The sequence below is a fragment of the Blastopirellula marina genome (assembly GCF_002967715.1).
GTDB lineage: Bacteria > Planctomycetota > Planctomycetia > Pirellulales > Pirellulaceae > Bremerella > Bremerella marina_B.
The window spans coordinates 365,431-390,285 of sequence record NZ_PUIA01000074.1; the positions used below are offsets into that span (position 1 = coordinate 365,431).

The 24,855-nt window shown below is 53.0% G+C and carries 15 protein-coding genes; 7 read left to right on the forward strand and 8 right to left on the reverse strand.

What is annotated here, in order from left to right; translation table 11 throughout:
• Window positions 1–190: 190 nt before the first annotated feature.
• Both C5Y96_RS23600 and C5Y96_RS23605 read left to right on the forward strand, forming a co-directional pair.
• Window positions 191–2,809: a secretin N-terminal domain-containing protein gene (locus tag C5Y96_RS23600; protein ID WP_105358551.1), complete on the forward strand. Its 2,619-nt coding sequence runs from the start codon at window positions 191–193 to the stop codon at window positions 2,807–2,809.
• Window positions 2,810–4,429: a proprotein convertase P-domain-containing protein gene (locus C5Y96_RS23605; RefSeq protein WP_105358554.1), complete on the forward strand. Its 1,620-nt coding sequence runs from the start codon at window positions 2,810–2,812 to the stop codon at window positions 4,427–4,429.
• A gap of 15 nt (window positions 4,430–4,444) precedes the next feature.
• Here the strand turns inward: C5Y96_RS23605 and C5Y96_RS23610 are convergent, their stop codons facing one another.
• On the reverse strand, window positions 4,445–5,266 hold the full coding sequence (locus tag C5Y96_RS23610) for a sialate O-acetylesterase (RefSeq protein ID WP_199188778.1): 822 nt from the start codon (window positions 5,264–5,266) through the stop codon (window positions 4,445–4,447).
• 161 nt (window positions 5,267–5,427) lie between these two features.
• On the opposite strand from C5Y96_RS23610, the gene C5Y96_RS23615 reads away from it, so the two are divergent.
• Complete coding sequence (locus C5Y96_RS23615; RefSeq protein ID WP_105358556.1) at window positions 5,428–6,354, forward strand: PLP-dependent cysteine synthase family protein; 927 nt, start codon at window positions 5,428–5,430, stop codon at window positions 6,352–6,354.
• Window positions 6,355–6,383: 29 nt separating this feature from the next.
• Here C5Y96_RS23615 and C5Y96_RS27895 read toward each other — a convergent pair whose 3' ends face one another.
• The 3 genes from C5Y96_RS27895 to C5Y96_RS23635 form a co-directional block, all read right to left on the reverse strand.
• On the reverse strand, window positions 6,384–10,133 hold the full coding sequence (locus tag C5Y96_RS27895; RefSeq protein WP_233199077.1) for a sulfatase-like hydrolase/transferase: 3,750 nt from the start codon (window positions 10,131–10,133) through the stop codon (window positions 6,384–6,386).
• Between the two features lie 48 nt (window positions 10,134–10,181).
• Window positions 10,182–10,649, reverse strand: a complete 468-nt coding sequence (locus C5Y96_RS23630; RefSeq protein ID WP_105358559.1) for a hypothetical protein — start codon at window positions 10,647–10,649, stop codon at window positions 10,182–10,184.
• A gap of 64 nt (window positions 10,650–10,713) precedes the next feature.
• Window positions 10,714–11,655 carry a DUF1559 domain-containing protein gene (locus tag C5Y96_RS23635; RefSeq protein ID WP_105358561.1) on the reverse strand — a complete coding sequence of 314 codons (942 nt, stop codon included), beginning with the start codon at window positions 11,653–11,655 and terminating at the stop codon, window positions 10,714–10,716.
• 573 nt (window positions 11,656–12,228) lie between these two features.
• On the opposite strand from C5Y96_RS23635, the gene C5Y96_RS23640 reads away from it, so the two are divergent.
• The 4 genes from C5Y96_RS23640 to C5Y96_RS23655 all read left to right on the forward strand — a co-directional run bounded on the left by C5Y96_RS23640 (window position 12,229) and on the right by C5Y96_RS23655 (window position 18,790).
• Complete coding sequence (locus C5Y96_RS23640) at window positions 12,229–12,780, forward strand: sigma-70 family RNA polymerase sigma factor (protein ID WP_233199079.1); 552 nt, start codon at window positions 12,229–12,231, stop codon at window positions 12,778–12,780.
• Window positions 12,777–14,315: a LamG-like jellyroll fold domain-containing protein gene (locus C5Y96_RS23645; protein WP_158261390.1), complete on the forward strand. Its 1,539-nt coding sequence runs from the start codon at window positions 12,777–12,779 to the stop codon at window positions 14,313–14,315. Before C5Y96_RS23640 ends, C5Y96_RS23645 begins: the two co-directional genes overlap by 4 nt.
• A 220-nt stretch (window positions 14,316–14,535) precedes the next feature.
• Window positions 14,536–17,316, forward strand: a complete 2,781-nt coding sequence (locus C5Y96_RS23650; protein ID WP_233199082.1) for a DUF1553 domain-containing protein — start codon at window positions 14,536–14,538, stop codon at window positions 17,314–17,316.
• A 10-nt stretch (window positions 17,317–17,326) separates the two neighbouring features.
• Window positions 17,327–18,790 (forward strand): DUF1501 domain-containing protein, encoded by a 1,464-nt coding sequence (locus C5Y96_RS23655; protein ID WP_105358567.1) that lies wholly within the window; start codon window positions 17,327–17,329, stop codon window positions 18,788–18,790.
• 177 nt (window positions 18,791–18,967) lie between these two features.
• On the opposite strand, the gene C5Y96_RS23660 is transcribed toward C5Y96_RS23655, so the two are convergent.
• From C5Y96_RS23660 to csb2, 4 genes are all read right to left on the reverse strand, one after another.
• Window positions 18,968–19,390 carry a hypothetical protein gene (locus C5Y96_RS23660; protein ID WP_105358569.1) on the reverse strand — a complete coding sequence of 141 codons (423 nt, stop codon included), beginning with the start codon at window positions 19,388–19,390 and terminating at the stop codon, window positions 18,968–18,970.
• Window positions 19,391–19,457: 67 nt separating this feature from the next.
• Window positions 19,458–20,471 (reverse strand): DUF1559 domain-containing protein, encoded by a 1,014-nt coding sequence (locus C5Y96_RS23665; protein WP_105358571.1) that lies wholly within the window; start codon window positions 20,469–20,471, stop codon window positions 19,458–19,460.
• A gap of 117 nt (window positions 20,472–20,588) precedes the next feature.
• A complete protein-coding gene (locus tag C5Y96_RS23670) occupies window positions 20,589–21,593 on the reverse strand; it encodes a DUF1559 domain-containing protein (protein WP_105358573.1) in 1,005 nt (334 codons plus the stop codon).
• 1,659 nt (window positions 21,594–23,252) lie between these two features.
• Complete coding sequence (gene csb2, locus C5Y96_RS23675) at window positions 23,253–24,836, reverse strand: type I-U CRISPR-associated protein Csb2 (RefSeq protein WP_105358575.1); 1,584 nt, start codon at window positions 24,834–24,836, stop codon at window positions 23,253–23,255.
• Window positions 24,837–24,855 lie beyond the last annotated feature (19 nt).

Consider the following 24,855-nt stretch of genomic DNA (forward strand, 5'->3'; position numbering starts at 1 on the left):
CCACCTGGGATTCCCTTGTCTCGATCTCGTTTGAGGCAATTTCCCTCGCAAAGCCGAGCAAGCAGTCCTGCCTTATCTGCTCCTGGTGACTTGGCTTAACGCGACCGGTTACAGCATTTAATCGCTTACCACTGGCGTGCCCGCTGAAACAACCACGGGAGCTGGGAACGATTTCTCAGTAAAGCAAACCATGTATCGCGTTTCCTTATCATTGTCCGCTTATTGTTGTGTTGCCGCAGTAGTGGCACTGCTCGGTCAATCCAAGGTCTGGGGCCAAGTAGAAGAGCCACTTATTCAGTCGTCAACGGATGTGGTTGAGTCCCTGCCTGGTGACGAAAATAACACGGAAGAAGTCGCCATGCCCGAAATCGACGGGAAGCTGCGGTTTTCGTTCCGTGGTGCTTCATGGCGTGAAGTGCTGGACTGGGTAGCGGAAGCAGGAGATCTGTCTCTTTATGTCGATGACGTCCCGACTGGAAGCTTCACCTATTCGGATAGCCAATACTTCACGGTAGACGATGCCGTAACTCGCTTGAACCTGTTTCTTTTGCCTCGCGGGTATACGCTCGTGCGAAAGGGGCAAATGTTGTCGGTGATCAATCTGGGTGATCCTCGTGGGCTTCAACAATTGAATGCCATGGCCCGAGTCGTTTCGCCCCAAGACCTCGACCAATTGAACGACCATGAAGTTGTCAAATGCTTCGTCAAGTTAGGGGATATCGTTCCCACAGAAGCCATCAACGAGATGGAACCTCTCACTTTGATGACCACGCCGGTAGTACTTCCCAGATCGAATCAACTCATCATCACGGACACGGCGAAAAACCTTCGAAGTGCTTTGCAGATTCTCGAATCCATGAAGGAACCGCACGGTGAAGAAGCCTCCATCCGACGCTTTGATCTCAAGCACGTGGATGCCGCCACCGTACTGCTCGTTGCCAGCACACACCTGGGAATCCCCGAGAACGACACAAGTGGCATCGACATTACCATAACCACCGACACAACGGGACGCAGATTATACGCCGTGGGATCCGAGGATAAGCTCAAACGGCTTGATTCGCTCATTCAAGTCGTCGACGTGCCTGAGGAAGCGGAGGAAGCACCGATCGAAAAAACGCTTCTATCACATTCCGTAAGTGGAGATAACCTGCAAGCCGTTTACGACGTACTTCAAACGATTCTTGCCGATAAGTCCCTGAGGCTATCAATGCAGGAAAGTAGCAACTCGATCGTAGCCTTAGCGGATGCGGAAACCCATCAAATCATTCGCGATACGATTCAGGAACTTCAAGCTCCGTCGATTGAATTTTCCGTTGTGGAATTGAACTCGGTCGATCCTTACTTTGCAGTCTCGCTCGTGGCGGAGATGTTCGGTGTCTCCGACGAAGACGATCGCGACAAGAAGAACGAAGATCGTGTGCCGCCACCGAAGGTGGATGCCGACCCAGGCAATCGACGCCTCTTCGTACGCGGTACCGCAGAACAGATCCAGCAAATCGAGAAGCTTATTGAACGACTTGATTCCCGCAAAAGCAGTGGTACCGACTTGCGGTTTATCCCTCTGACTGGGCCAAAGCGAGAGAACCTCTTGCAAACAGCGAAAAAGTCGTGGGGAGGTGAGAACTGCCTGCAAATCCTGCCGGGTGACGAAGCAACACCGCAACAGTTCATCGAGCGTTCGCTTCACAATGAAGAAGAGCAGGGGGGAGACGACGCACAAGATGTCGTCCCTACAAACTCGTCGCAAGAAGATCTCCTTCGCCAGCCGATTTCACCAATGCGTCCCGAGGAGCTGCCGACCGATAGCTTCGTCATACTGCCTGAAGTAGGCGACACGATCAACACTTCGGCAACGGTCAAAAACGCCAACGCCCCCATTCGTAGCCAGTTGGTCCCCAATGGTATCTTGCTGCAATCTGACGACATCGAAGCTTTGGACCGCTTTGAAGAGCATCTCCGGATGCTTTCCGCCCAGGACAAGAATGCAATCTCGCCCACAGTCATTTATTACCTTAAGTACGTCTCGGCGGATGAGGCCGTGAAGATGCTGGCTGACTTGCTAGATGGCGGAAACGCTCTGAATGACTCGCCGGCCGATACGCTGGTTCGCGGCTCCGTTGGTAACTTGGGAGGCTACTATGGCAGCCTGCTCTTCGACCGCGATGGCGTCACGACCGTTACCGCAGGTACGGCCACGATTGTTTCCGACGCGCGACTCAATCGCCTGATCGTACAAGGGACAAGGGAAGACATTGCCACAATTGAAAGCTATATGAGGATTATCGACAAAGACTCAAGCATCACCGACATCGAAACCTCCGGCCGTTCGCGTGTTATTGAACTAAAACATGCGCGTGCGACCGAAGTAGCCGAGATGATCCGTGAAGCGTTTCCTGATCGCGTCGATATGACCACTCAGCAAAACGCGCAGGCACGTCAAGCCCCACCCGCTCAAAGTGAAAACCGAGGCAATAGCGACGACCGTCGGGATGACGAGCAGCGAGGATTTCAAGAGAAGCCAACCCGCGGCAGCAAGCCGACCATGGCCGTTGCCGTGCACGAAGCAAGTAACTCGCTGGTCATTACCGCCCCCGACGCACTTTTCTCGGAAGTTGAGCAGTTGGTAGCATCCGTCGATCAGCGCAGCGAACGCGCCGTTCGCGTCATCACAGCGACAAACGGAATCAACCTGGAAATGATCGAACAGGTACTGGCGGAACAAGCAGGCAATTCACCTCGATCAAGTTCTTCGTCACGCACACGTTCGTCCGCGTCGTCGAGTTCCAGTCGATCGAAGGGACGATAAATGCATCCCTCACCACTCTACTATCGGTATCTGTTAAGCGCGATTATGTTTGCTCTCTTTTCGGGCGTTAGCTTTGGACAGGGTGAGTGGATTCGTCGCCTTGATGACGATAACAATGGTTACATCGAACCGGACGAGATCTCGGAACGAAGTCGACGTTATCTGGAAGACTTCGCTATTCCGTATGGCCTTAGCCTTTCACGGCCCAATTCGGTGAAGAAGCTTGAACAGGCAGCTCGCCTCCACGCAGAGCGTCGTGAACGTGCTGGAAGCCCTACGTTACCACCGCCTGCGGAAGTTGAGGGATTAAAGGGCTTCGGGGTCGATCCCGAAAAGCCGTTGGTTCCAGGGTTTGGTCTTCGCGAAGTGAAATACCCGTATACCCAAGCCGATCTGGACGAAGCGGCCTCCATGTTACGTCGCTGGGATCGCGACGGTGACGGCAAGCTCGATCCACAAGAAATCGAGCGAGCCCGCTGGGATGGCCATGACCCGCTAGACAGCGATTTCGATCAAGATAGAAGCCTCACGAAACTTGAACTCTCTCAGAGATATGCACGCCGACGCCTCGAATCACAGCGTCCGATCATGTCAGTCGGCTCCTTGAACGAAGGTGTTCCGAGACGCGACGAGGGACAAGAGATTCGTGACCGCCGAGATCGGATGCGGGCTGGCAGTTCTCTGGATGGTGACCGCGGAAGCGCCTCGCTGGCCGATAGCATTCTTGAGCGATACGACTTCAACCGAAATGGTCAGCTTGATCCGCAAGAAATGTCTAGCGTTGGCATTTCAATCGCCAAGGTCGACTACGATCGAAACGGCGCGGTCGACGAAAATGAATTCGCCAGGTACTTAAACGAAGAACTCGATCGCGAGGCAAACGCCAGCCAAGAAGCCATACCGACCTGGTTCTTCGAGCGGGATGGAGACGGGGACAAACAGGTCGTGATGTCCGAATTCACCCAAGAATGGGATGATGCCAAGCTCGAAGAATTCGCATCCTACGACCACAACCACGATGGAATTATCACAATCGATGAAGTGTTAACATCGCAAACGGTTGCCGGCGGAGAATTCTCGAACTCGCAGGCCCACCTACTGCTTCCCCGGTCGACGGTCGTTTCCGAAATCGAAATTGCCGATGACTATTTGATCGGAGATCTCAACGTTCAGCTTTCGATTACCCACACCTATACGGAACAGCTTGATGGCTACCTGATCGGCCCAGATGGCCAACGCATCGAACTCTTCACCGGTGTGGGAGGCAGCGACGACCATTTCGATAAGACCATCTTCGATGATGACAACGGCGAGCGAATCACGCGGTCGCGGGCTCCGTTCCGGGGTACGTTTCGACCGGAGGCACTTGAGAAACGTCAGCCAGGATTAAATCATTACAAAGGCAAGAACTTGAAGGGTACTTGGCAGTTGATGATTCGCGCCAGCCGTAGCGAACGGTCTGGCGTACTGCACGGTTGGTCACTTCTAGTCAAACCAGACCAAGAGGCGGTCGACAACCCTGATTCCGTATCCGAGCGATTGACCCCAATGGAAAGCATACCCAGCGAAGAATCCTCGGAAACCGAGGATTCGACATTCCCGGCCCAGCCGCAGCAATGACCGGAGCAGTGGTGACTATTTAGCGGACGACTTATTGGTGAGTTCCAAATAGGCCTTCGCATATCGCTTGCCGAATTCTCGGTATGACTCTGCGTTGAAGTGGACCTTATCCCCTTTATGCGTGAGCCCATCGGATTGAACGAAAACAACATGGCCATCCATTTTCGCAATGTTCTGATGGGCCAGATCGACTTGTTTTTTGGATTCGTTCCAAGGACTTTCTTCAAACTGGCCTAATTGGCCAATGATGAACGGAACGTCATCGGCATCTAGTTCATTGCGAAATCGTGCAATCAATTCCTGAAGCTTCTGATCGTAGATTTCGGCTTTCCCTGGCCCGGAGTCCGATTCACCTTGATGCCATAGGATTCCAACGAGCTTACCTGACTGAAGTGCCTGATGCGCCCTCTTCATGGCATCATCGTAAGGATGTGTTTTTGTCGGTGCATCCCAGGCCCCAGGCTCCCATGACTTTATCGGAGAACCGCCTACCGCACAAGGAATCAGCCCAATCGTGATATCAGGGTTGCTTTTGGAAACCTCGAGCCCGAATGTTCGCCCCAACCCCACACCAACCATCTTCGGCTTATCGAAGTGCATTGGATCAACGGCAGGCACCCATTTTCCCTGCTGATTCAACATCAACACTTTGGGGTTCGCTACCTTGTCGTCTGGGGTTACCTTTCCGCGACCCGCCATGTTGGACTGCCCAACCAATAGGAACAGATGAAACTTGTCCTTGGCTGGTAGGTCTACTTCTTCACTTCTGCCAGTAACCACGAAGGATGCAGTAAGGAGCATCGACATAAGAGCAACAAGGGGAAGTTCTTTTCGCATGATGGATATCTTTTGATTCGGTTCGATGGTTTCGTGAATAGAAACATGGAAATTTGCATTTAGACGACAGATCTTAACTTTAACCCATCGTGAATCAGATTTATACTTCCGAACCTATGCTGCGCGTTTTCACACGTTGTTGAATTTCACTTGGTTCAGTAATGATGTCGATCGATCCGTTGGCCATCCTCGCGAACAGTCGCGTTACAACTCCGCTGGTACCCATTCAGCTTCATGAGCATGGCGTGACCATCTGGTGTAAGCTGGAATTTCTGAATCCGAGCGGGTCAACGAAGGATCGAATTGCACGCTACATCCTCTCGAAAGCGATGAGGAGTCAGCTTATTCAACCTGGCGACCAGGTTGTCGAAGCTTCGAGCGGATCCACAAGCATTGCATTCGCGCTGGCATCAGCCCAGTTGGGGCTACACTTCACGGCCGTGATGCCAGAAAACGTGAGCCCTGAACGAGTGAAAATAATTCGAGCATATGGCGCGAGTGTCGAGTTAACCAAGGCAGCGAAAGGGATCGATGCTTCGATTCGATTAGCCCAACAGATTCACGAGCAGCACAACGCGTTTTGGCCGCGGCAGTTTTCAAACTTTGATAACGCAAAAGCCCACTGTGATGAGACGGCCGCGGAGGTGCTTTGTCAGATTCCAAGCGGCAAAGTCGACATGTTCGTCAGTGGGGTGGGAACCGGGGGAACCTTGGTTGGCGTAACCCAGGGGCTGGCCTCGGCCGGATGTCAGATCACCCCTGTCTTGGCGCGTCCCGTTAGCAACCGGCTCATCTCTGATGTCGAATGTTGTAGCTTCAGTACGCGAATTCCTGGCGTGGTGGACGGACTGTCGACCATCTTTCGCGACGCGGATTTACCTGATCTGAGGCAGTTCGAGATCTCAGACGAAGAAGCGATTGATACGACTCGGAAGCTGATTCGAGCTGGTTTTCCGGTCGGTCCGAGTTCGGGGCTCAACTACCTGGCTGCCGTTCAGGCATACAAAGAACATGGTGGCGATCCAATTTGCCTGACTGTTTTTCCTGATCGGATGGAACGCTACTTCTCGACCGATCTATTTTCGTAGGTGCATCTCGGTGTATTGCTTCGCGAGCATTACTTCTGGCCCACGCGACTTGCAAGTTGCTCACTCAACTTCTGTCGAACTGCCTCGTATTTCGACTTCTCGACAACATTAGTCGCCTCCTGTGGATCACTCTTGTGATCGTAAAGCTCAGCAGCAGTCATTTTGCCGGTTTTGAAGTCACGCCATTCGGTGTAACGAAAGTCATTAGAACGCAGTGAATAGCCCATCACGTCTGGCATGCCTTGGTAATAAGCGGGACGCGGATGCTGCGTCAACGCGCTACTGCGGACACTTTTCTCTGGGTTTTCAAGTAATGGCAACAGGCTTGTCCCTTCCACGGCTGATTGGGGAGCCAGGCCACACAGATCAACAATCGTGGGATAGAGATCAACCAGTTCTACCAGTGAGTTGCTCTGCTTGCCTGGATTCGTCATGCTGGGCTGGGAGATGATCAGCGGGACGCGGGCATCCAACTCGAAGTTGCTTGTCTTGCACCACAGATCGTGTTCACCGAGATGCAAACCGTGATCGGACCAAAGCACGACGATAGTATTCTCAACTAGTCCTTGCTTCTTCAACTCGTCGAGAACTTTACCAACTTGTGTATCGAAAAAGGAGATGGCAGCGTAGTACCCATGATTCAATCGCAAGTTTTGCTCGTGAGTGATCGCCCCCTTCTTGGGAATATCCGTATAGCTGCGAACTTCACGGCTATCATGGCGAGCAATCTCTGGGGCATTCGAGCCTGGCAAATCCTTGATCTGTTCCGCTATTTCCTGCACATCGTACTGATCCCAATACTTCTGCGGAGCATTGAATGGAAGATGGGGCTTCCAAAATCCAACGGCCAAAAAGAATGGCTGTTTGTCATTGGCCCGCTGCTGGAGAGTCTCGACTGCCGCCTTGGCAATACGGCCATCGAGGTAGGCCTCGTCAGGCACGTCGACCTTTTGAACCGCGGGCCCCTTGGGCACCTGATGCATTTCAAATGGCTCCCCTTCGACGTACCAATCATTTGAGTGAGCCCCCCAGGCAAACTTCGCTGGCACGCTCCACGACTGCGGATCGTTCTGAATATTTTGACGATAGTTATGAAAGACCTTCCCGATGTTCTGCGTGTAATAGCCTTCCATCTTGAATCGTTCAGGGAGGGTCACAATATCAGGATGTGTTTCCCGAAAATGAGTCACCAGGTTCCAAATACCCAACGAATCTGGGTACCTCCCGGTCATAACTGACGCACGAGACGGATTGCAAAGAGCCTGTTGGCAATAGGCACGCTGGAACAGCAGACCACGAGCGGCTAAGGCATCGATATTGGGTGTCTGGGCGATGGGATCACCGTAGCACCCAAGTTGCACTCGCAGATCATCCACAGCAATGAACAAGACATTCGGTTTGCCGATCGCCGATCGAGTCGTTTGCTTTTCATTCGGCTTCGTAGTTGGTGGCAGCAAGAGAATACCACCGGTCCACGTCAACTGAGGTATTGCAATTCGGTCTCCCTTGGACAAGTCATAATCGTATACTCGCATCATGGTGCGACCGCCATCGGTGTAGTGGAAAGTTGCTCCTTCAACTGGCTTCCATCCTGGAAGTTCAGCAGGCTTAACCGAAGCGGAAATTGCCAAGTAGGCCTTTGCATTCTCGGACGCTGACACGAATGCAGGCTCAGCCTCCCCACCATTGCCCCGTACAAACTGCCAGCCTTCAAACCGCTTGGGAATTGAATCCCACACGTACGGTCGGTTTCCGTAGGCCCGTGCGCCGTCTTCGAATGGATGTACGTCGACTACCCTCCGTTCGATCGTCAAGGGGCCAACCTGCTTCGCATCGTACGGCTTCCAGTTGTTTTCCAGATGGTAGAAGTGACCATCTTCGGCACCGATGAACAAATCGGGGCGATTGTCTTTATTCCAGTCAACAACCGTCGGGCTCGTGGTATGCCCTGCCAGGCGATGCGGATGTACTTGAACTGGAGCATCAAATGCCCACGGCTTATCTTCTGTCGAAACATTTCGCATCAGGTCGACGCTGCGACTGTTGAGCAGCAGATCCAATTTGCCATCACCATCCCAGTCGACAATACAGATCTTACGTCGACCGCTTCCACCAGCCGTTTTGGCGTTGAGTTGTAGAGGTTCGCCCCTTCGATCGGTGAAGATTCTTTTACCAGGGCGGAGGATCAACTGGTCACCGGCCTTTTCCCGCTTGAACCAGGCAAGGTATCCTTCGTGGTCTAAGCTGACCAGATCGTTCAGTCCATCTTTGTCGAGATCGATCACAACCGGTGTCGTGCGCCATTGGGTTGCCAGTTGTTTACCCTCAGGCTTCCACCAGTTCCAGGCCGGCTTCGGCGGAGTTCCTTCCCATTCGACTTCAACGGGCTGGGCTTCTGCTAACTCATCTGGCTTCCCAATGTTGCGATACCATTCAATCTTTCCCCAGATTGAATTGACCATCAGGTCGTCTTTTCCGTCATGATCCCAGTCGGCGACGCTTAAGGTTGTGTATCCCCATTTCGCCTCGGCCGGTCCTTGAATAGAACCATTAGGCCCGGCTTGAGGTCGGATCGGCTTTCCATTGACCTTCAACAGCTTGGCGTCCGCCCACTTGGGAGGATTACCCCCATCGAGATTCTCAAAGAACGCGATGTTTCCGGCTGAGTTCCCGGTAATGATGTCTTCGTCTCCATCGCCGTCCCAGTCTACGCCAACGGGCGTTGCCAGTGCGCCGAACTTAAGTGCATCGGCCTCTTGCTGGAAGTATTTCGGAGGGAGAAATTGCGGGATACCATCGACGACCTTGCCGGTATGCTCGACCAGCGCGACTCGCCCATCTTCGTCACCCACGATCAGGTCCCAATCACCATCCCGATCCCAGTCGAATGCGGTTGGCGTAATCATCTGCAGGTCCATTGCCAATGGCTCACCTTCGTGCGTAAGGCGTTGGCCAGTGGCAAACTTGGGTCGCTCTCGCGTTCCCACGTTTTGAAAATAGGTGAAGCCGTCGAGGAATTCACCACAAAGTAAATCCAAATCCCCGTCGCCGTCGAAATCAGCGAGATTCGGAGAAGGCATCCCAAAGACATCTACCAGGCCACTACCGGCCTCAAGCTTGGTTGGTTCGGCATACGTCGGCTTGGCAGTTGTTCCCGTGTTGCGAACCAGATAGACGTAACCATGTAGTGGCCCACGAGTCCAGTTCCCCTGAGCATCAAAAGCATCGTCCCAGCCATATTCGACCCAGTCCCCCACACCAACCAGCAGGTCAACGGCACCATCTGCGTCATAGTCGACGTAGCGCCACTGATTGGCGCGTACACGATTGGGATGAACATTCTTCGTCGGATAGATCGACTTATTTTCTTTGAATTCCCCCCCTAGAAAGTTCACCCATTCCGTTCCAGGTGAAAGAACTCGCGGTTGTCCATCCACATACGAAACATGCACCGAATGCATCCCTGGACCAATTTTCACCGGCGGCTTGAACGTCGGATACTTCGCGTCATCGCCAGGGTTCTCGAAGAGATACATCCCATTGAAAGGGACATCGGGACACGATACGACGAGGTCTGTGTCTCCGTCTCCATCCCAGTCCATGGGCATTGGCCAAGCCCAAAGCCCTACCCCTAGATCCACTTTTAAGCCTGGGTTTCGATACTTTACAACCGCCAGGTTATCGTCCGCGTGCACTTGCGATGTACACCAGTTAGCTGCAATCAACAGCAACGCAAACGCAGTCATTCGCTTTAGCAATAGAAGCATTTCTCTTAGCATGGGAGGCATTCTTGGGGAGGGAAAACGAAATACAAATTTGACAACGGTTTATTGCGAAACCGTCAAAACGAACTGAGGCTTTTTACCTTCCGTCTCGACGACAGCATCTAATATGGCAGAATCCGCTGGCAAGTCGATCTCGGCCATCAACGAACCGAAAAGCGGCTTACCTTCTTCAACTTTCATTTCGCGGCCGTCGTACGGAACGCCATCATAGGCACGAAGTTCCACTCGGTGCGGACCACCAACTACACCACGGCCATTGTTCTCTGTCGAAAATTTACCATCAACGATACGCGCTTTGCCTTGCGGCCCCTTGTTTCCACGACCAGTATCAGGCGTAAAGATCAACTCGCCAGAGGGAATAGGCTTTCCATCGTACGTTGCTTCTCCGGATAGCACAAAACGATCCGAAGATTTTGCCTGGCAGCCGAGTGACGTCAGACAACCGATTAACAACAGACACGCAGTGAATGCTAACGTGTCGGTACGCAGGCCAGAAATTGTTGTTTTCATGATACGGCGTTCTCGCACATTTGAATCTGGAGATGAAACCTTGACGCTCGGGTCTCGGCCCCAACTAGGGCTTTGAAACGGCTTCGTTGCCACTTCGGCTCGCCAAGGAAAGCAGAACATCAAAGTCGGTAGTTTCCGGCAGAAACGAAACCGATCCATCTCCTAAGGCAAACTGGGCTCCGCCGGGATGATTACTTGAGAACGGACGTGAGTTGCCATACGAACCACATGATTCGTTGGGACCACAGAAATTGACGCTGTATTCGAGGTTCTTAAATGCCGCTGCATCACAGGGCCAGCCAATGCTGTTGCTAGTTCCGGCAATCCAGCTGGTCTCGCCCTCGAAACGTTCTCCGATGACAAGTGTATTTGAGGTGCCGTCGGTAATGTCCCCGAAGCGTACGTTCGAGTCGACATAAAGCGTTCCTCCAGTCGCCATTCCACGGCGCTCGCTGCCGCCAGTACAAGCCGAATGGTACGCATTCCCGATGAGAACGGGGTAACTTTGACCCGTCTGCGGATTCGTCCCAATTGGGCCGGCTACACCGTTGTAGTGTTGTGTGTACGTATTCTGCCCGCTGACTTGACCACTTCCCCAGACGCCGCGTCGTTTGTCGCTAGCGTTACTAGGGCAATGGAAAGTATCAGGAACGATATCCAAGGTAAGTGGTTTGTTTGCCGGGTAGCCCGATGCGGTCCATACAATCTGATCTTCGAGAGCCGACTGCTCAATGAACGACAAGATACGAGCATGCCAACTAAGTTGGTTTCCCCCCTTATAACCACCGGGCGGAAACGAGCCGAAGGTGTCATGATAGTTATGCAGGGCCAAGCCTAACTGTTTCAGGTGATTACTGCATTGCATCCGCCGAGCAGCCTCACGGGCTGCCTGGACTGCCGGCAGCAATAAGGCAATCAGAACACCAATGATCGCAATCACAACCAATAACTCGACCAGCGTAAAACCCTTAGGCCTTCGACAAATCGCTGGGGGAAAAGCTGACATAAGAGAATCCTTGCGATGAGGGGGGAATCGTGTTGCCGAGTCAAAATCATGAGTAGACATTGCGGCATCTGAAAGATCGTTACACGCATCTCACTTCAACCGCACTGGCAACAGAGGGAAGGCTATTCGCGAAAAGTTCACAGCACGATTTGGCGCGAGCTGAGGTCTAAGGCGACAATAGCATCCCACTGGGATCCCAGGCTATTACATCCTCGAAAATAAATCAAGTAATTATTTGATGCTGCTGGAAAAGCACGGCAAATTGTTGCTTTTGTCGAAGCTATGAGGTGCCTTATAGTGATCGACCAGGAAGTCGTCATTCAGAATCATCATGATGATGGCAAAACCAAGGCCGACATCCCAAGCTTGGGGTAGAACCCAGTTCTATCGTACGTTGGCGACATGGATTCCGGGACGACGCAACGGAATCAGCTGGTCATCCCACGGGATTGACCAGGAGCACAAGATCTCGAAGTTTGGCAGCGGTGACTGGCATCACTTCTTTTCTTTTGGTCGTTTATTTTAGATTGGGCACGGAAAGTTCGTTAAACACATATCAGCAATGGAAATATCATGTGGAGAGCCTCCAACATGCTGATGAGCAAAACCAGTCGAAATGCACGCTTTGTCCGCGAATTCGCTTGCCATGAAGAGGCGATTCGGGCCTACGTGCGCCGATTGGCCCCCTCACGAAGTGACGCCGATGATATCCTGCAGGAAGTCGCTATGGTACTGTGGGAGAAGTTTGACGAGTTCCAAGAAGAAGGCAATTTTCGGTCGTGGGCGTTCGGTTTTGCTCGGTATAAAGTGCTCTCCTGGTTGCGCGACCATGGCCGCAGACGTTTAGTGCTCGACAGTGATGTCGTGGCCCTGATCGCTGATGAATCAAACGAGGAAGATCGGCATCTCGAACAACAGCGGCATGCTTTTCGTTCTTGCTTTGCCAAGCTTCCCAGTGATCAACGCTCGCTATTGGCCAATGCCTATCATCCTGACATGAAAATCCAAGAGGTCGCGGCCACAAGCGGCCGTACGACAGCCGGTTTTTACCAGTGGCTTTATCGAATGCGGCAGATGCTGCTGGAATGCGTTCAACGTCAACTCGCCAGCGAGGCGAACCTATGAGTAACGAAGCTAGATTTCGCCAAAACGTGCAAGACTACCTTGAGGGTCGAGCGACTCCCGAGCAAGTTCTCCAGATGAATCAGGAACTACGGAGCGACCTGGATTCTCGGCGTGCATTTCGAGAAATGTTGAATCTCGATTCAGCTCTCATGGAAGCGACCAAGGAAATGATGCATGAAACAGCCGAAGTCACTGCCGAGTTGTCGGAAGAAAGTGCTCCACAAGTTCAATTTGAGCCAACGCCAGAAAAGGTCAGTGCCTCGTCGCCTGATGGCGGCAACAATCACCATTGGGTGAGTCTGCTTTTCCTGATCGCGGCAAGCTTGATGATCCTTGCTGGATCGCTGGTCTGGTTTGCCAAGAGCCCCGAGTTTGCCATCGTAGAATATGCTGCAGGTGCTCAGAGTCTGTCTACCGGGATGACCATCGGCACGGAGTCCCATTTCATCCAGGCCGGAACGGTTCAATTAGTAACGACGCGTGGTACTCGAATCGCTATCGAAGCTCCTGCGCTGTTCTCCTTTGAATCTGCCCAGCGGTTGCAATTGAAGCATGGTCGCCTGGCCGCGGATGTCCCTCAGGAAGCACATGGATTTACGGTGATAACGCCAACTGGTCAAGCCATCGACCTGGGGACCAAGTTTGGAGTCGACATGCCGGAAGCTGGCGAAGCAGAGATCCATGTATTTGAGGGTGAAGTCGTTGCCCAATCGACCGATGGGGGTAATCTTAGCAATCTTCGCAATAGCCAGGCATTTCGGTTGCAATCGGCGGCAGGAACCCCCAGCAGCTTTCGATCGGGTGCTTTTATTCAGCCGGGCGAAGTTGATTCGCTGAGTGCCGCACTTCAAGCTGGTCAGCCCAAACGTTCCCAGTGGGCCCTCCAAGAGCTTCGTGACGACCCGCAACTCATTGCCCTATTCGACTTCGAGACCGAACAGAAGCAACCAGGGAAGTATCGTTGCGTTCAAGGTCGCTGGCCAGGCTCACAAGCTGCAGAATTCGTCAACGTGGGCGATCACATGAAACTCGACGTAGGGGGCGAGCGTCTATGGCCGCAATTAACGTTGGCTGCCTGGGTTCGCTTGGATCATCTAGGCGAACCATACCACTCGCTTCTGCATACCGACGGTTGGGATGACACCAAAAAAGGCCAGGTTCACTGGATGGTCACTCGCTTGACGACCATGCGATTGGCCCTCCGGGACAACAAGCTTGCTCCGAGTGACCGCCCGAATGAAGGTTTTCCTGACTCGCAAACGAGTGTTCTTCCTGAACAAGGGCGTTGGGTTCACTTAGCCACCGTCTACGATTCCGACAAAAAGACGGTCCGCTTCTATTTCAATGGCAAATTCGATAGCGAATCGAAGCTTTCTCAGGCCCATCCTGCCCGCCTGGGGCCTGCGCAAATCGGCAACTGGAACACGCTTGATCGCACCTTAAGTGGTCGCATTGACGAGATGCTGATCCTAGGCCGTGCCATGTCCGATGCTGAAATGGAACACCTCTTCGCCGCTGGCAATCCGTACCGCTAAATCGCTGACTCCGCCATTGCTCATGCAGTACGGAGTGTCATCGGATCCTCTTCTGATTTAGGATAGATCAGGGCAAACAAAGCGTTTCAACAGCTGTAAACGACGACATTGTCTTCACCTCAATTGTCATAAATACGATCCTCAACAGCGTTAAAAACGACGCTTCTATGGAAATATTTGGGTGAGCAAAGATGTTTTTAGATTATCCCGGTGAGATCTCATGATGCGTTGGCTTGCCCTGGCAATCTTTCTTCCTGGCATAGTGCTGGCAAACGATACCACGTTCGCGGAAACGGTGGACTTCGTTCGAGATGTCCGTCCGATTCTGCAGAAATATTGCTATGAGTGCCACGCAGGCGATGTTCGTAAAAGTGGCCTGAGACTTGATGTTCGTTCGGAAGCCATGAAAGGGGGCGAACTTTACGGCGAGTCGATCCTCGCCGGTAAGCCGGAAGAAAGTCCCCTTTTGCAGTTCATCGCGGACGAAGATGCTGACTTGCAGATGCCGCCTGAGGGGGCAGCTCCTACCTCTACGGAAATTGCCACACTCAAGCGCTGGATCGAACAAGGGGCCGCGTGGCCCGATGGCGTCGATGAAGTGAAGCTGACAAATCCCGGCGACCATTGGTCTTTTCGTCCCATCGAAAGGTCCGTCCCGCCAGTGGTAACGCGGGCGGATTGGCCACGCAATCCGATAGACCTGTTCGTTCTCGCACGACTGGAATCCAAGGAACTTTCTCCCTCCGAGGATGCCCCTCGTCGCGATTGGCTACGCCGGGTGACGTTCGACTTGATCGGACTTCCCCCGACACAGCAAGAGTGGATTGAGTTTCGAGACGACGATCGTGAAGATGCCTATCAACGCGTAGTCGATCGACTCCTAGATTCGCCTCGTTATGGGGAACGCTGGGCGCAACATTGGCTGGACGTGGTTCGCTACGCCGATACGCATGGCTTCGAGGTCAACACCGAGCGACCCAACGCGTGGCCCTATCGCGACTACGTCATCGAGGCACTCAATCAAGATGTTCCCTATAACCAATTTATTCGCGAACAACTTGCAGGCGACACATTGAACGCCGATGCAGCTACGGGCTTTCTGGTCACGGCGTCGGTTCTTTTGCCCGGGCAAATCGGCAAAGACGAGGCTTCCAAGCGATTGGCCCGGCAAGACTCGATCGATGAGATCGTTACCAACATCGGGACCTCGTTCCTGGGAATGACGATTCACTGCGCCCGGTGCCACAACCATAAGTTCGACCCCATCTCGCAGCGCGACTACTACGAGATGCAGGCCTTCGTATCCGGGGTCGAGTACCAGGATCGTAAATTTGAAATTCCGCTTGGGGACATGCAGCGCGATCAACTGCAGCGTTGGACCCAACGGCAACACGAACTGACGATGCTTCTTGGGCGGGCAGCTCCGCTGGCGGATTCCACCTCGCTACGGCCGATGGTCAACTCGTACGAAAATATCGATCGCTTCACTCCGGTTCGTACACGGCAGGTCCGCTTCCAGGTGAAAGCCACCAACCGGTATGAACCTTGTATCGACGAGTTGGAGGTCTTCAACATCGAAGGAGTCAACGTTGCCCTGGCCGAACATGGCACAAAGCTCACCGCTTCAGGAAGTAATGTCTCGCCCAATCGCCATGAGCTTCGTCTAATTAACGATGGCAATTACGGCAATTCCAGCAGTTGGATGTCCAACGAAGTCGGGGGTGGATGGGTCGCGGTCGAGTTCGCCGAACCTCAGTTAATTGAACAGGTCGTCTGGGGACGCGATCGTCAGGGGAAGTTCTCGGATCGACTGGCGATGGAGTACACTATTGAGGTCCGCGACGAGAACGGTACCTGGAAGAGCGTCGCCGACTCGACCAACCGGCATCCCTTCGATCCGCAAAAGAACAGCCACGCCCCGCTGGACGTGAATACGATAGCCGAAGGAGAGCAGTCGCAAATCCGCAAGATGCTGCACGAGAAAGAGATGCTGGCCAAGAAGTTGAGCCAATTGGATGGTAGCCGCTCCGTCTTCGCTGGTACCTTTCGAGAACCCGACGAGATTCGCATCTTGGGGCGGGGAAGTCCCGAAATGCCAAAAGAGCGTGTTTCACCTGCGGTGCCAGATCTCTTGGGCACCACCATCCTCTCGAATGACGCCCCCGAAGTGCAACGACGCCTGGCACTGGCCGACTGGATCGTTTCCGAAAACAACCCATTGACGTCACGGGTGATGGTCAATCGCATCTGGCAAGGTCACTTCGGCATGGGATTGGTTGAAACCTCGAACGACTTGGGACACAACGGGGTCCCTCCATCGCATCCTGAACTACTGGACTGGCTCAGCGCAGAATTCATACAAAGTGGCTGGTCCATGAAGCACATGCATCGTCTCATCGTGCTCTCCTCGACCTACCGTCAGTCCAGTTCCTTTCATCCCGCAGCGGCCGAAGTCGATACCGATAACCGTCTGCTTTGGCGATATCCTCCCCAGCGATTGATGGGCGAGGTGATTCGCGATTCGATTCTCTCGATCAACGAGAATCTCAATCTCGAAATGGGAGGCCCAGGCTTCAGTCTTTTCGACAAGCGGGGAGGGCTATCTGGGTTCTCTCCCATTGAATCCTTCGAAAAGGATGGTCTGCGTCGCATGATCTATTCGCATCGCGTACGGCGTGAGCGGGATCCGGTGTTCGGAGCGTTCGACAGTCCCGACTACGGCCAAAGTACCCCTCGCCGCCGAGAATCTACGACGTCGATTCAAGCTCTGAATTTGTTCAATAGTTCGTTTGTGCTCGAGCAGTCTCGCAGCCTGGCCGAGCGTCTCAAGAATCAGCACGCCGATGTTCCTCTGCAGGTTGAGGCTGTTTATCAGCGTGTGCTGCTAAGACCTCCGACGCCGCAAGAGCAGAAAGAAGCCACCACTCTAGTCGACCAACACGGACTCGACTCCCTTTGCCGCGTTTTATTCAACAGCAACGAGTTCCTGTTTATTCGCTGAAAGAATTGGAATGTTTCGACCTCACTCTCCTGTCGAACCTGTCATCAATTGGCTCGATCGACGCCGATTCCTGAGTAATGCCGCGAGCGGACTGGGAGCCATCGCGTTAGCCAGCCTCTTCGGCCAGGAAGGCATGCTTGCCGCGGACGATCAGACAATTGACCCCTCGCGTCCTTATCAGCCCCGGTCATCCCACTTTCCCCCAAAAGCGAAGAATGTGATTGTCATCTTCTGTGCCGGGGGCGTGAGTCATCTCGACACATGGGACTATAAACCGGAACTAGAGAAGAGGGACGGCAAGCCGATGGAGAATGGCCCTGCGGTGACCTTTCAAGGGCCGGCTGGCAACCTAGCACGTCCGCAGTATAAGTTTCGCCCGCGAGGCAATACCGGCAAGATGGTCTCTGACATGCTGCCGCACCTGGCCGAACTCACCGATGACCTGACCTTCATCCACTCGCTGACGAGCAAGAGCAACACCCACGGTCCTGCCGAGAACTTCCTCTCAACCGGGTCGGTGCTCGATGGATTCCCCAGCCTGGGAGCTTGGGTAACTTACGCGTTGGGCTGCGAAACGCAAGAACTGCCTGCGTATGTTGCCATTCCAGATCCCCGTGGCGTTCCTCAGAATGGCTCGAACAACTGGGGACCTGGTTTTCTGCCTGCCGCGTTTCAAGGCACCACCTTCAGTGCGACCAGGCCGATTCACCACTTGGAGCCTAGCGGCGTTTCTGCCGCGAAAGATGATGCGTCTCGTCAGTTTCTCGCCCGGATGAATCAGCGTCATATGGAGGAAAACCCACATGACTCAAAGCTCGCCGCGCGGATTGCCAGCTACGAATTAGCAGCGAGAATGCAACTGAGCATTCCCAACGTGATGAACCTGGAGAGCGAGCCAGAGCACATCTTGAAGTTGTACGGTGCAGACTCGCCCGACAAGACCAAAGCCGCGTTTGCTAGAAACTGTATTCTGGCCCGGCGACTGGTCGAGCGAGGTGTTCGCTTTGTCCAGCTCTTCAATGGAGCCTACGCAAGCGGCGGCGAGTTGAACTGGGATGGGCACAACAAACTCAAGCAACAATACGACAAGCATGCTCACATTCTCGATCAACCGGCGGCGGGGCTCATTAAGGACCTAAAGCAGCGGGGCATGTTAGAGGACACTCTGGTCGTTTGGTGTACCGAGTTCGGTCGCATGCCGATGTTTCAGAAGGGATCGCAAGGACGCGACCACAACCCCGACGGCTTTACCTCGTGGATGACCGGGGCAGGCGTCATGCCAGGCATCAGCCACGGTGCCACGGATGAACTGGGCAAGACGGCCGTTCAAGATGTTCATCCGCTCTACGACTTCAACGCCACGATCCTGCATCTGCTTGGACTCGATCACGAGCGGCTGACCGTTCGCCACAATGGGATAGATCGACGTCTCACTAATGTGGAAGGCCATATCATCCACGAGATTCTGGGGTAATTCTTTCCCCAGAGTCTATCTGCGTTCACGAAAGCGATTGATTCTGAGTGAAGAGATCAACTCGTTCGCGAAGCTTGGCCAGGCAGGACATCGTTATGCGGTGGACTAACCACAAGTAAAGATCCGACCAGAATGCTCTGGACGGATCTTTACTTTTAATCGAAGTAGCTAATTGCCTTACGTCTCAACAGCAATATCCAGCGTAATGACCTCACCGCCAAGTGTTGCCTTGATTCCGCTCGACTTGGGGTCGGAGAACTTCCCGTAGTTCTTCGGAGCGCCTTTAGTTTTCACTTCGATTGATAGTCCGGTCTCGTCCGTGGTTGTCTGGCTTGGGGGGGGCAAGACGGCCACTTCGTATTCACCTGCCTCCAATGGTGCCTGAGGAGGTGGAAGATATGAGTATTCCCCCGTCGCACTGGTGCGCGTGGTAAACGAATAGCTTCCTCCTACCAGGTTGAAACTAACCTGCGAGCCTTCGGGAGCAGGCTGACCGTCGACGGTAACTTTGCCTTGCACACCCTTCAAGCCGGGCTTTGCTTCTTCGCATCCCGCAAGCACGAGAAAGAGTAAAAGAATTAATGCACTGAATCTTTTCACGTTGTTGTTCCCTCTGAATGCCCCCGACGGTGCTCGGGCGATGAGAAAGTAGATTGGAAAATGAACGTTAATTTTGAGAGATCACCTGACCATCATCTCGGGTTGCCTGATATTTGAAGATATCGAGATCAATCGTTTCCGCGATGAACTCAACATGACCATCCACGAAGAGGGCCATGACGCCACCAGCGTGCTCGGAAATCAAGGGGTTGTTGGCACCATAGTTGGTACTGATGCCGTTCAAGTCGTAGTTTTTCTCGTTTGGCGCGTAGCGGACGGTGGTGATGTTAAATGCGCGATGGTTCGAATACGAAGGCGGGGTTCCCGTTCCCTCGGAGCCCATCAACCAACCATGTTGCCCGGCGGCCGTCATCAAGACATTTGGCCCAGAGATATTGGTCAAGGAACCGGAGTTCGCCGTGAACATACGTCCGCCACATTCGCCAACGGCAAGCGTGTTGCTTGACCCGTCAGTCACATCACGAAAACGGATCGATCGATTGGGAATCAACATTCCCCCTCCGGAAATGACTCCATCGTTGGTTCCTCCCGAGTGGGAACAGCAAGCGAAGCCCGTATTGGTACGCGACTCGGTAAAATTCGTGTTATTGATGACCGCGCCGGCGATTCCGATATAGGTCGCCGCCGAGTCCCAGGCTCGGCTGTTCCACCCGGACGTTTCACCAGGAAAAGAGGGGCAAACCATCGCCGTGGGCGAAGTCCCTACCAACGCGGAAGTGTTTCCGCTCCAGCCTGGTCGATCGGCCTCGAAGTTGATTCGATCGTACAGAGCTGATTGCTCAATGAACGGCAAGAGTCCTCCCCACCATGAGGTGCCAAACGGACTCGAGGTCGCTGCCGTCGATCGCCATCCACCGAGGGGAAACCCCAGGTGGGTGTCGTGATAGTTGTGGAGAGCAACACCCACCTGTTTAAGATTATTCGAGCAAGACATTCTCCGTGCGGCTTCACGTGCCTGTTGAACGGCCGGCAACAAAAGGGCAATCAGAACGCCTATGATCGCAATGACGACCAACAATTCCACAAGCGTGAATCCGCCATAGCTCTTTTTGATAGACATACCACGTTTCTCGCAACAAGCAATGAATGGTTTATCAGGAAACGAAGCACAAACGGCGATCGCCGGCGACAGACAATCTGGCCGGCGACGATCGAAGTTTTTCGATAATTGCGTGAACTAGGTACCGGAGATGACCTGACCATCATCTCGCGTGGCCTGATACTTCAAGATGTCTAGATTGATAGTTTCGGAAATGAATTCCACATGACCATCCGTAAACACTCCCATCACCCCACCAGGATGATCGGAAAGCAATGGGTTGTTCGGGCCATAGTTACCGTTGATCCCGTCGAGATCGAAGTTTCGCGTGTTCGGGGCGTAACGGATTGTGGTGAGGTTAAAGGCACGCTGCGTGGTTGGAGTTCCTCCACCGTTGGTTCCCATCAGCCAGCCATGGTAAATACCACTGGCAGACATCAAGACGTTCGAGCCAGCAATGTTGGCGTACGAGCTTGAATTGGCGGTATACATGCGGCCTCCCAGTTCGCCAATCACCAGCGTGTTGCTTGTCCCGTCGGTCGCGTCTTTGAATTTCAGGACCTTGTTGGCAATCAACATACCGCCCGCTGCAGTCGTTCCATTGTTGTGGCCGCCTGAGTGCGAACAACAATCAAACCCGGTCGCGGTTCGCGATTCGGTGTAATTTGCATTGTTGATCACCGCACCCGCGATACCGATGTACGTGGTAGCCGAATCCCAGGATGCGTTTTGCGGCATCGTATTGACGTCGCCAGCAAACGAAGGACATACAAGCGTCGTTGGAGCCGTTCCAGTAAGCACGGCGCTGTTGGCACTCCAACCGCTATTGGAAACGCTGAAATTCAAGCGGTCATAGAGCGGTCCCTGCTCGATGAACGGCAACATGCCGCCCCAGAACGAAGGGCCGAACGAGTTGGAATACCCCTGGCGAACGCCAAGGGGAAACGACCCATGCGTGTCGTGATAGTTGTGCAAACCAATCCCAACTTGCTTCAGATTGTTTGAACACGACATCCGTCGTGCAGCTTCACGTGCTTGCTGCACAGCCGGTAACAGCAAGGCAATTAACACACCGATGATGGCGATGACGACCAACAACTCGACTAGCGTGAACCCGCGAGCCTGGCCATTTTGAATGCGCATGAGATGACTCCCAATCAGAAAAGGAATTGAATAAGAACGCAATTACCACGAGAAATCGAGCTGATAGCCCGCGACAGTTATAAATCTATCAGTTATTTTTTTAGCTTCTGTGTGAAACCCGACCAATTTTGTGCACAATCCGACATCTCAGACAGATAAGCCAAGTGAGATATCCCACTGGCGTTGCCTTTGATATCCAGCAATTTTTTGAGGTGCCTCGTCATTGTTCACTTCGCGGGACCAACACGAACTGCGCATAACACATTTAAATAGTTGGATGAGTGTGTGGAGATAAGATAAGTAAAGGGTAAAAGCGTCCGGCGCAAAGCGTCTTGCCTAAACGAAGCCTTCCCAGTGGGGCATGTTCATTTCTATAGAAATGATTGTCCAGAGAATGCTCACAGTGGGTCATAGGACTGCCACAATGTGATTTCCAAGAAGAGCACTCTATTTTACGAAGAAAACGAGAAAAAAAACGTCTTTGATGAATTGCCTTGCTCAGCAACTTTTGACAACGGGAAACATCCCTTCCTTCAGTGCCATATATGCAGGTTTAATAATCGATCAATAACCACAATCTGAACACTGGTGTTTTGGAGCAGCTGACATGCGGGCTACGCCCTCACTCCAGCAGCCCACTGCGATTCCTTTTACCCAATCCGAACTCTCATAACGGTGGGCCAGGTTTTTGGGGCATTTCAACTCTGGCGTCGCCGTGTTGGTGAGGTCCGCCAGGTAAGTCTCGCAGACCTACGCGGCCGTCCAGTCTTTCGACGGTGGGAACGAGGCAGGCGTCAGTTCGTTGGTCAATTTGATCCAGGCCAGAGCCGGTTCCTTGTTCTGCTTGCCCAGTATTTGTTACCCATCCTCGTCGAAAAGAACTATGCACCTCGCGAATTTCTTCCCGCTTCTTCATCCCTAGTGGTGTGATATACCAGCAGTCCGTCTACTTCCAATGCCACGCAGAGCCATGCTGTGGGCGACGCGACTTTCGAATCCTCGCCATCTTTAATTTTACCACTGGAAGTTGTTCCGGTTGCCGCTGGGAATTGACTTACGAAATACGAGAGAGGACACTGAGAAATGGAACCGGTTTCGGTTCCTTGTCTCCAAGGGATCAACATGCGGTTTGCCGACCGCGAACCCTTGGTCTTTTTATGCGCGTGTTGAGCCATCAAAATTGCCAGTCACGAGATTGAAACATACGCAGCCGTCTCGTCATCCGAAGAATGGGTATCCACATGTTTCAATTCCTTGCCATTTCGACGCGTAGTTCTGTAACGCCCGATTGCCGCCGAACATTCCCACGTCATTTGCTACCCAGAGAAACTACACTCGCGATTGCGGTGAGTCTGGTGCTCATCACACAACTCTTTCTTGCAACACCACTTAGCGCCGGGTCAAAAGATCGCCCGAACATCATCTTGATACTTGCCGATGACAAGTAGAATTCCGAGTGTGAATTTGATCAAGGAGTTCGGGAAAAATAGAGTTATTCAGACCGAATTTCAGGGTTTGTAAATTGTGGTAAATAGCGACAAATTCAGGTCTAATTTGGGAGATTAACTACACTTTGCTACACGGACTGGCTATCCGTCTTGCACGCTGTTGGGGCGGGAACAGATGGCAACGCCTCCGAAGTAAACTCAGCTGCTATCGTCAAGAACCAGCAGAGAACAGACCTAGTCCGTAGTGACTACCGTATCCAATAGCCAAAGGACACGAGATCGTCTCGTCAAAATGCAAGGTTAACCCAAAGGCCTTTGAATCTGGCGGCTGGGGTTTGTCAGATTGTCGAGCTCGTACGTAGGTCAAAAGATGGGTTGAAGCAAGACGGCGATGACCGGAACTCAAATCATCGTTCCACACCTCGATTCTTGATGGTTTGGGATACCCCCTAGATGCAAGTTCCCGGCAGATATCGTCTTCGAGTGTGTAGCGACTTCGCTTGAGCTTTAGATGTCGTGATGGCACATAGGGAGTTTCACTATGCAAGACGGTCGAACTGCCTAAGATTGGTAATCGACGTCCGCTTTGGGCGTTGATTTGTTGCTCGATTTCTTTCAGCGAACCAAATCCAATCCAGCGAAGCACAATACGAGGGATCTTTTTTGCCCATGTAAACCGCAATCGACGAATAGCCTGTTGAGCCGCGTCATCAAGCCCCATTGGAGCATGAATGAGCATGTGGTCGAGCAAGTCACTTCCGTGAAGGCTTAGCGGGACAAAGTGGGCGTGCCGGTGATTTTCCTGCAATGGCTTGCCGTCGTGCGTACGACCGATGATCGATTCGGAATGAGCCTTAATGTCCCGTGCTAAGATTCGTACCAGGGCAGCATGCATCGCCTCAGCTTGCGGCAGGCAGCGCGACATGGCAGGAAGCCGAGAAGCTTTGTCTCGATCAATCGCCAGAGCCACCAGTGCGGCTTCAACCGGTTTCGCTGGGGCTGATCGATAACTAGAAATAGCGCTTCGTGGCGAGGGCTCAGGAGCAGAGTATAGAACTTCCTTCGTGCCTGGGGTTCTATTCCAGCGATATTTGCGAACGTCGGCCGTATCCCAGGACAAGCAGTCGATCAAATCGACCGGGAAGGCGGCTTCCAGTTTCTTTCTGGCAGTGGAACTTACTTTCTTGCCCTTGCTGGATGATTCCTGATCTACCGCTCGCTGCACTGCTTTGACGCGCCATCTTTCGTATTCAGATTGCGGTATGGCAGACAACAGCCGTAATGGATGGATGCTCGTTCGATCTTCTGTCAAAGGCTGAAACCAGCTTTCGTCAGGCTGATGTTCTTCAATCAGCTTGGCATCGGTCCAAGATTCGGCTCGCCCAAGGTAGGTAATGGAACAAATTAAACTTTCAAGGAGTGACTTCAGTTCACTGTTCAAATCGACATCATAATGAACCAGCAGCGAACTCTGCTTCGGGAATCGCAGGAACGCATCAATTACCTTGGTAGTCTTCTCATTCTTTCCCTCGATGTACGGCATGTAGTGCCGTGAGTGAGCCTCGTAAGTGCGGGGCACTCGATAGGCCGGTAGCGTCGAGGCGAGTTGCTCAAGCAGTTGAATCGCGGCGACAGGTGGTTCGTTCCAGTGAAGCCGCGTATAGCCGACTGCCAAAAACGTGCGGAGCAATCGCCAAGGACTGGGAGGCCACTCGATACGGCCCTCGTTGACATGTGTCCCCGTCAACGTGGCATGGTAGCGATGGGCCGGAAAGGTAAATTCGATGGTAGGCATGGGGTAAATTACCGATCCA

What these genes read in the sequence shown, in the direction of transcription:
- C5Y96_RS23655 (WP_105358567.1), top strand. Translation starts at nt 17,327, where the DNA reads ATGTTTCGACCTCACTCTCCTGTCGAACCTGTCATCAATTGGCTCGAT.
- C5Y96_RS23650 (WP_233199082.1), top strand. Translation starts at nt 14,536, where the DNA reads ATGATGCGTTGGCTTGCCCTGGCAATCTTTCTTCCTGGCATAGTGCTG.
- C5Y96_RS27895 (WP_233199077.1), bottom strand. Translation starts at nt 10,133, where the DNA reads ATGCTAAGAGAAATGCTTCTATTGCTAAAGCGAATGACTGCGTTTGCG.
- C5Y96_RS23635 (WP_105358561.1), bottom strand. Translation starts at nt 11,655, where the DNA reads ATGTCAGCTTTTCCCCCAGCGATTTGTCGAAGGCCTAAGGGTTTTACG.
- C5Y96_RS23615 (WP_105358556.1), top strand. Translation starts at nt 5,428, where the DNA reads ATGATGTCGATCGATCCGTTGGCCATCCTCGCGAACAGTCGCGTTACA.
- C5Y96_RS23640 (WP_233199079.1), top strand. Translation starts at nt 12,229, where the DNA reads ATGTGGAGAGCCTCCAACATGCTGATGAGCAAAACCAGTCGAAATGCA.
- C5Y96_RS23645 (WP_158261390.1), top strand. Translation starts at nt 12,777, where the DNA reads ATGAGTAACGAAGCTAGATTTCGCCAAAACGTGCAAGACTACCTTGAG.
- C5Y96_RS23610 (WP_199188778.1), bottom strand. Translation starts at nt 5,266, where the DNA reads ATGCGAAAAGAACTTCCCCTTGTTGCTCTTATGTCGATGCTCCTTACT.
- C5Y96_RS23600 (WP_105358551.1), top strand. Translation starts at nt 191, where the DNA reads ATGTATCGCGTTTCCTTATCATTGTCCGCTTATTGTTGTGTTGCCGCA.
- C5Y96_RS23630 (WP_105358559.1), bottom strand. Translation starts at nt 10,649, where the DNA reads ATGAAAACAACAATTTCTGGCCTGCGTACCGACACGTTAGCATTCACT.
- C5Y96_RS23670 (WP_105358573.1), bottom strand. Translation starts at nt 21,593, where the DNA reads ATGCGCATTCAAAATGGCCAGGCTCGCGGGTTCACGCTAGTCGAGTTG.
- csb2 (WP_105358575.1), bottom strand. Translation starts at nt 24,836, where the DNA reads ATGCCTACCATCGAATTTACCTTTCCGGCCCATCGCTACCATGCCACG.
- C5Y96_RS23605 (WP_105358554.1), top strand. Translation starts at nt 2,810, where the DNA reads ATGCATCCCTCACCACTCTACTATCGGTATCTGTTAAGCGCGATTATG.
- C5Y96_RS23665 (WP_105358571.1), bottom strand. Translation starts at nt 20,471, where the DNA reads ATGTCTATCAAAAAGAGCTATGGCGGATTCACGCTTGTGGAATTGTTG.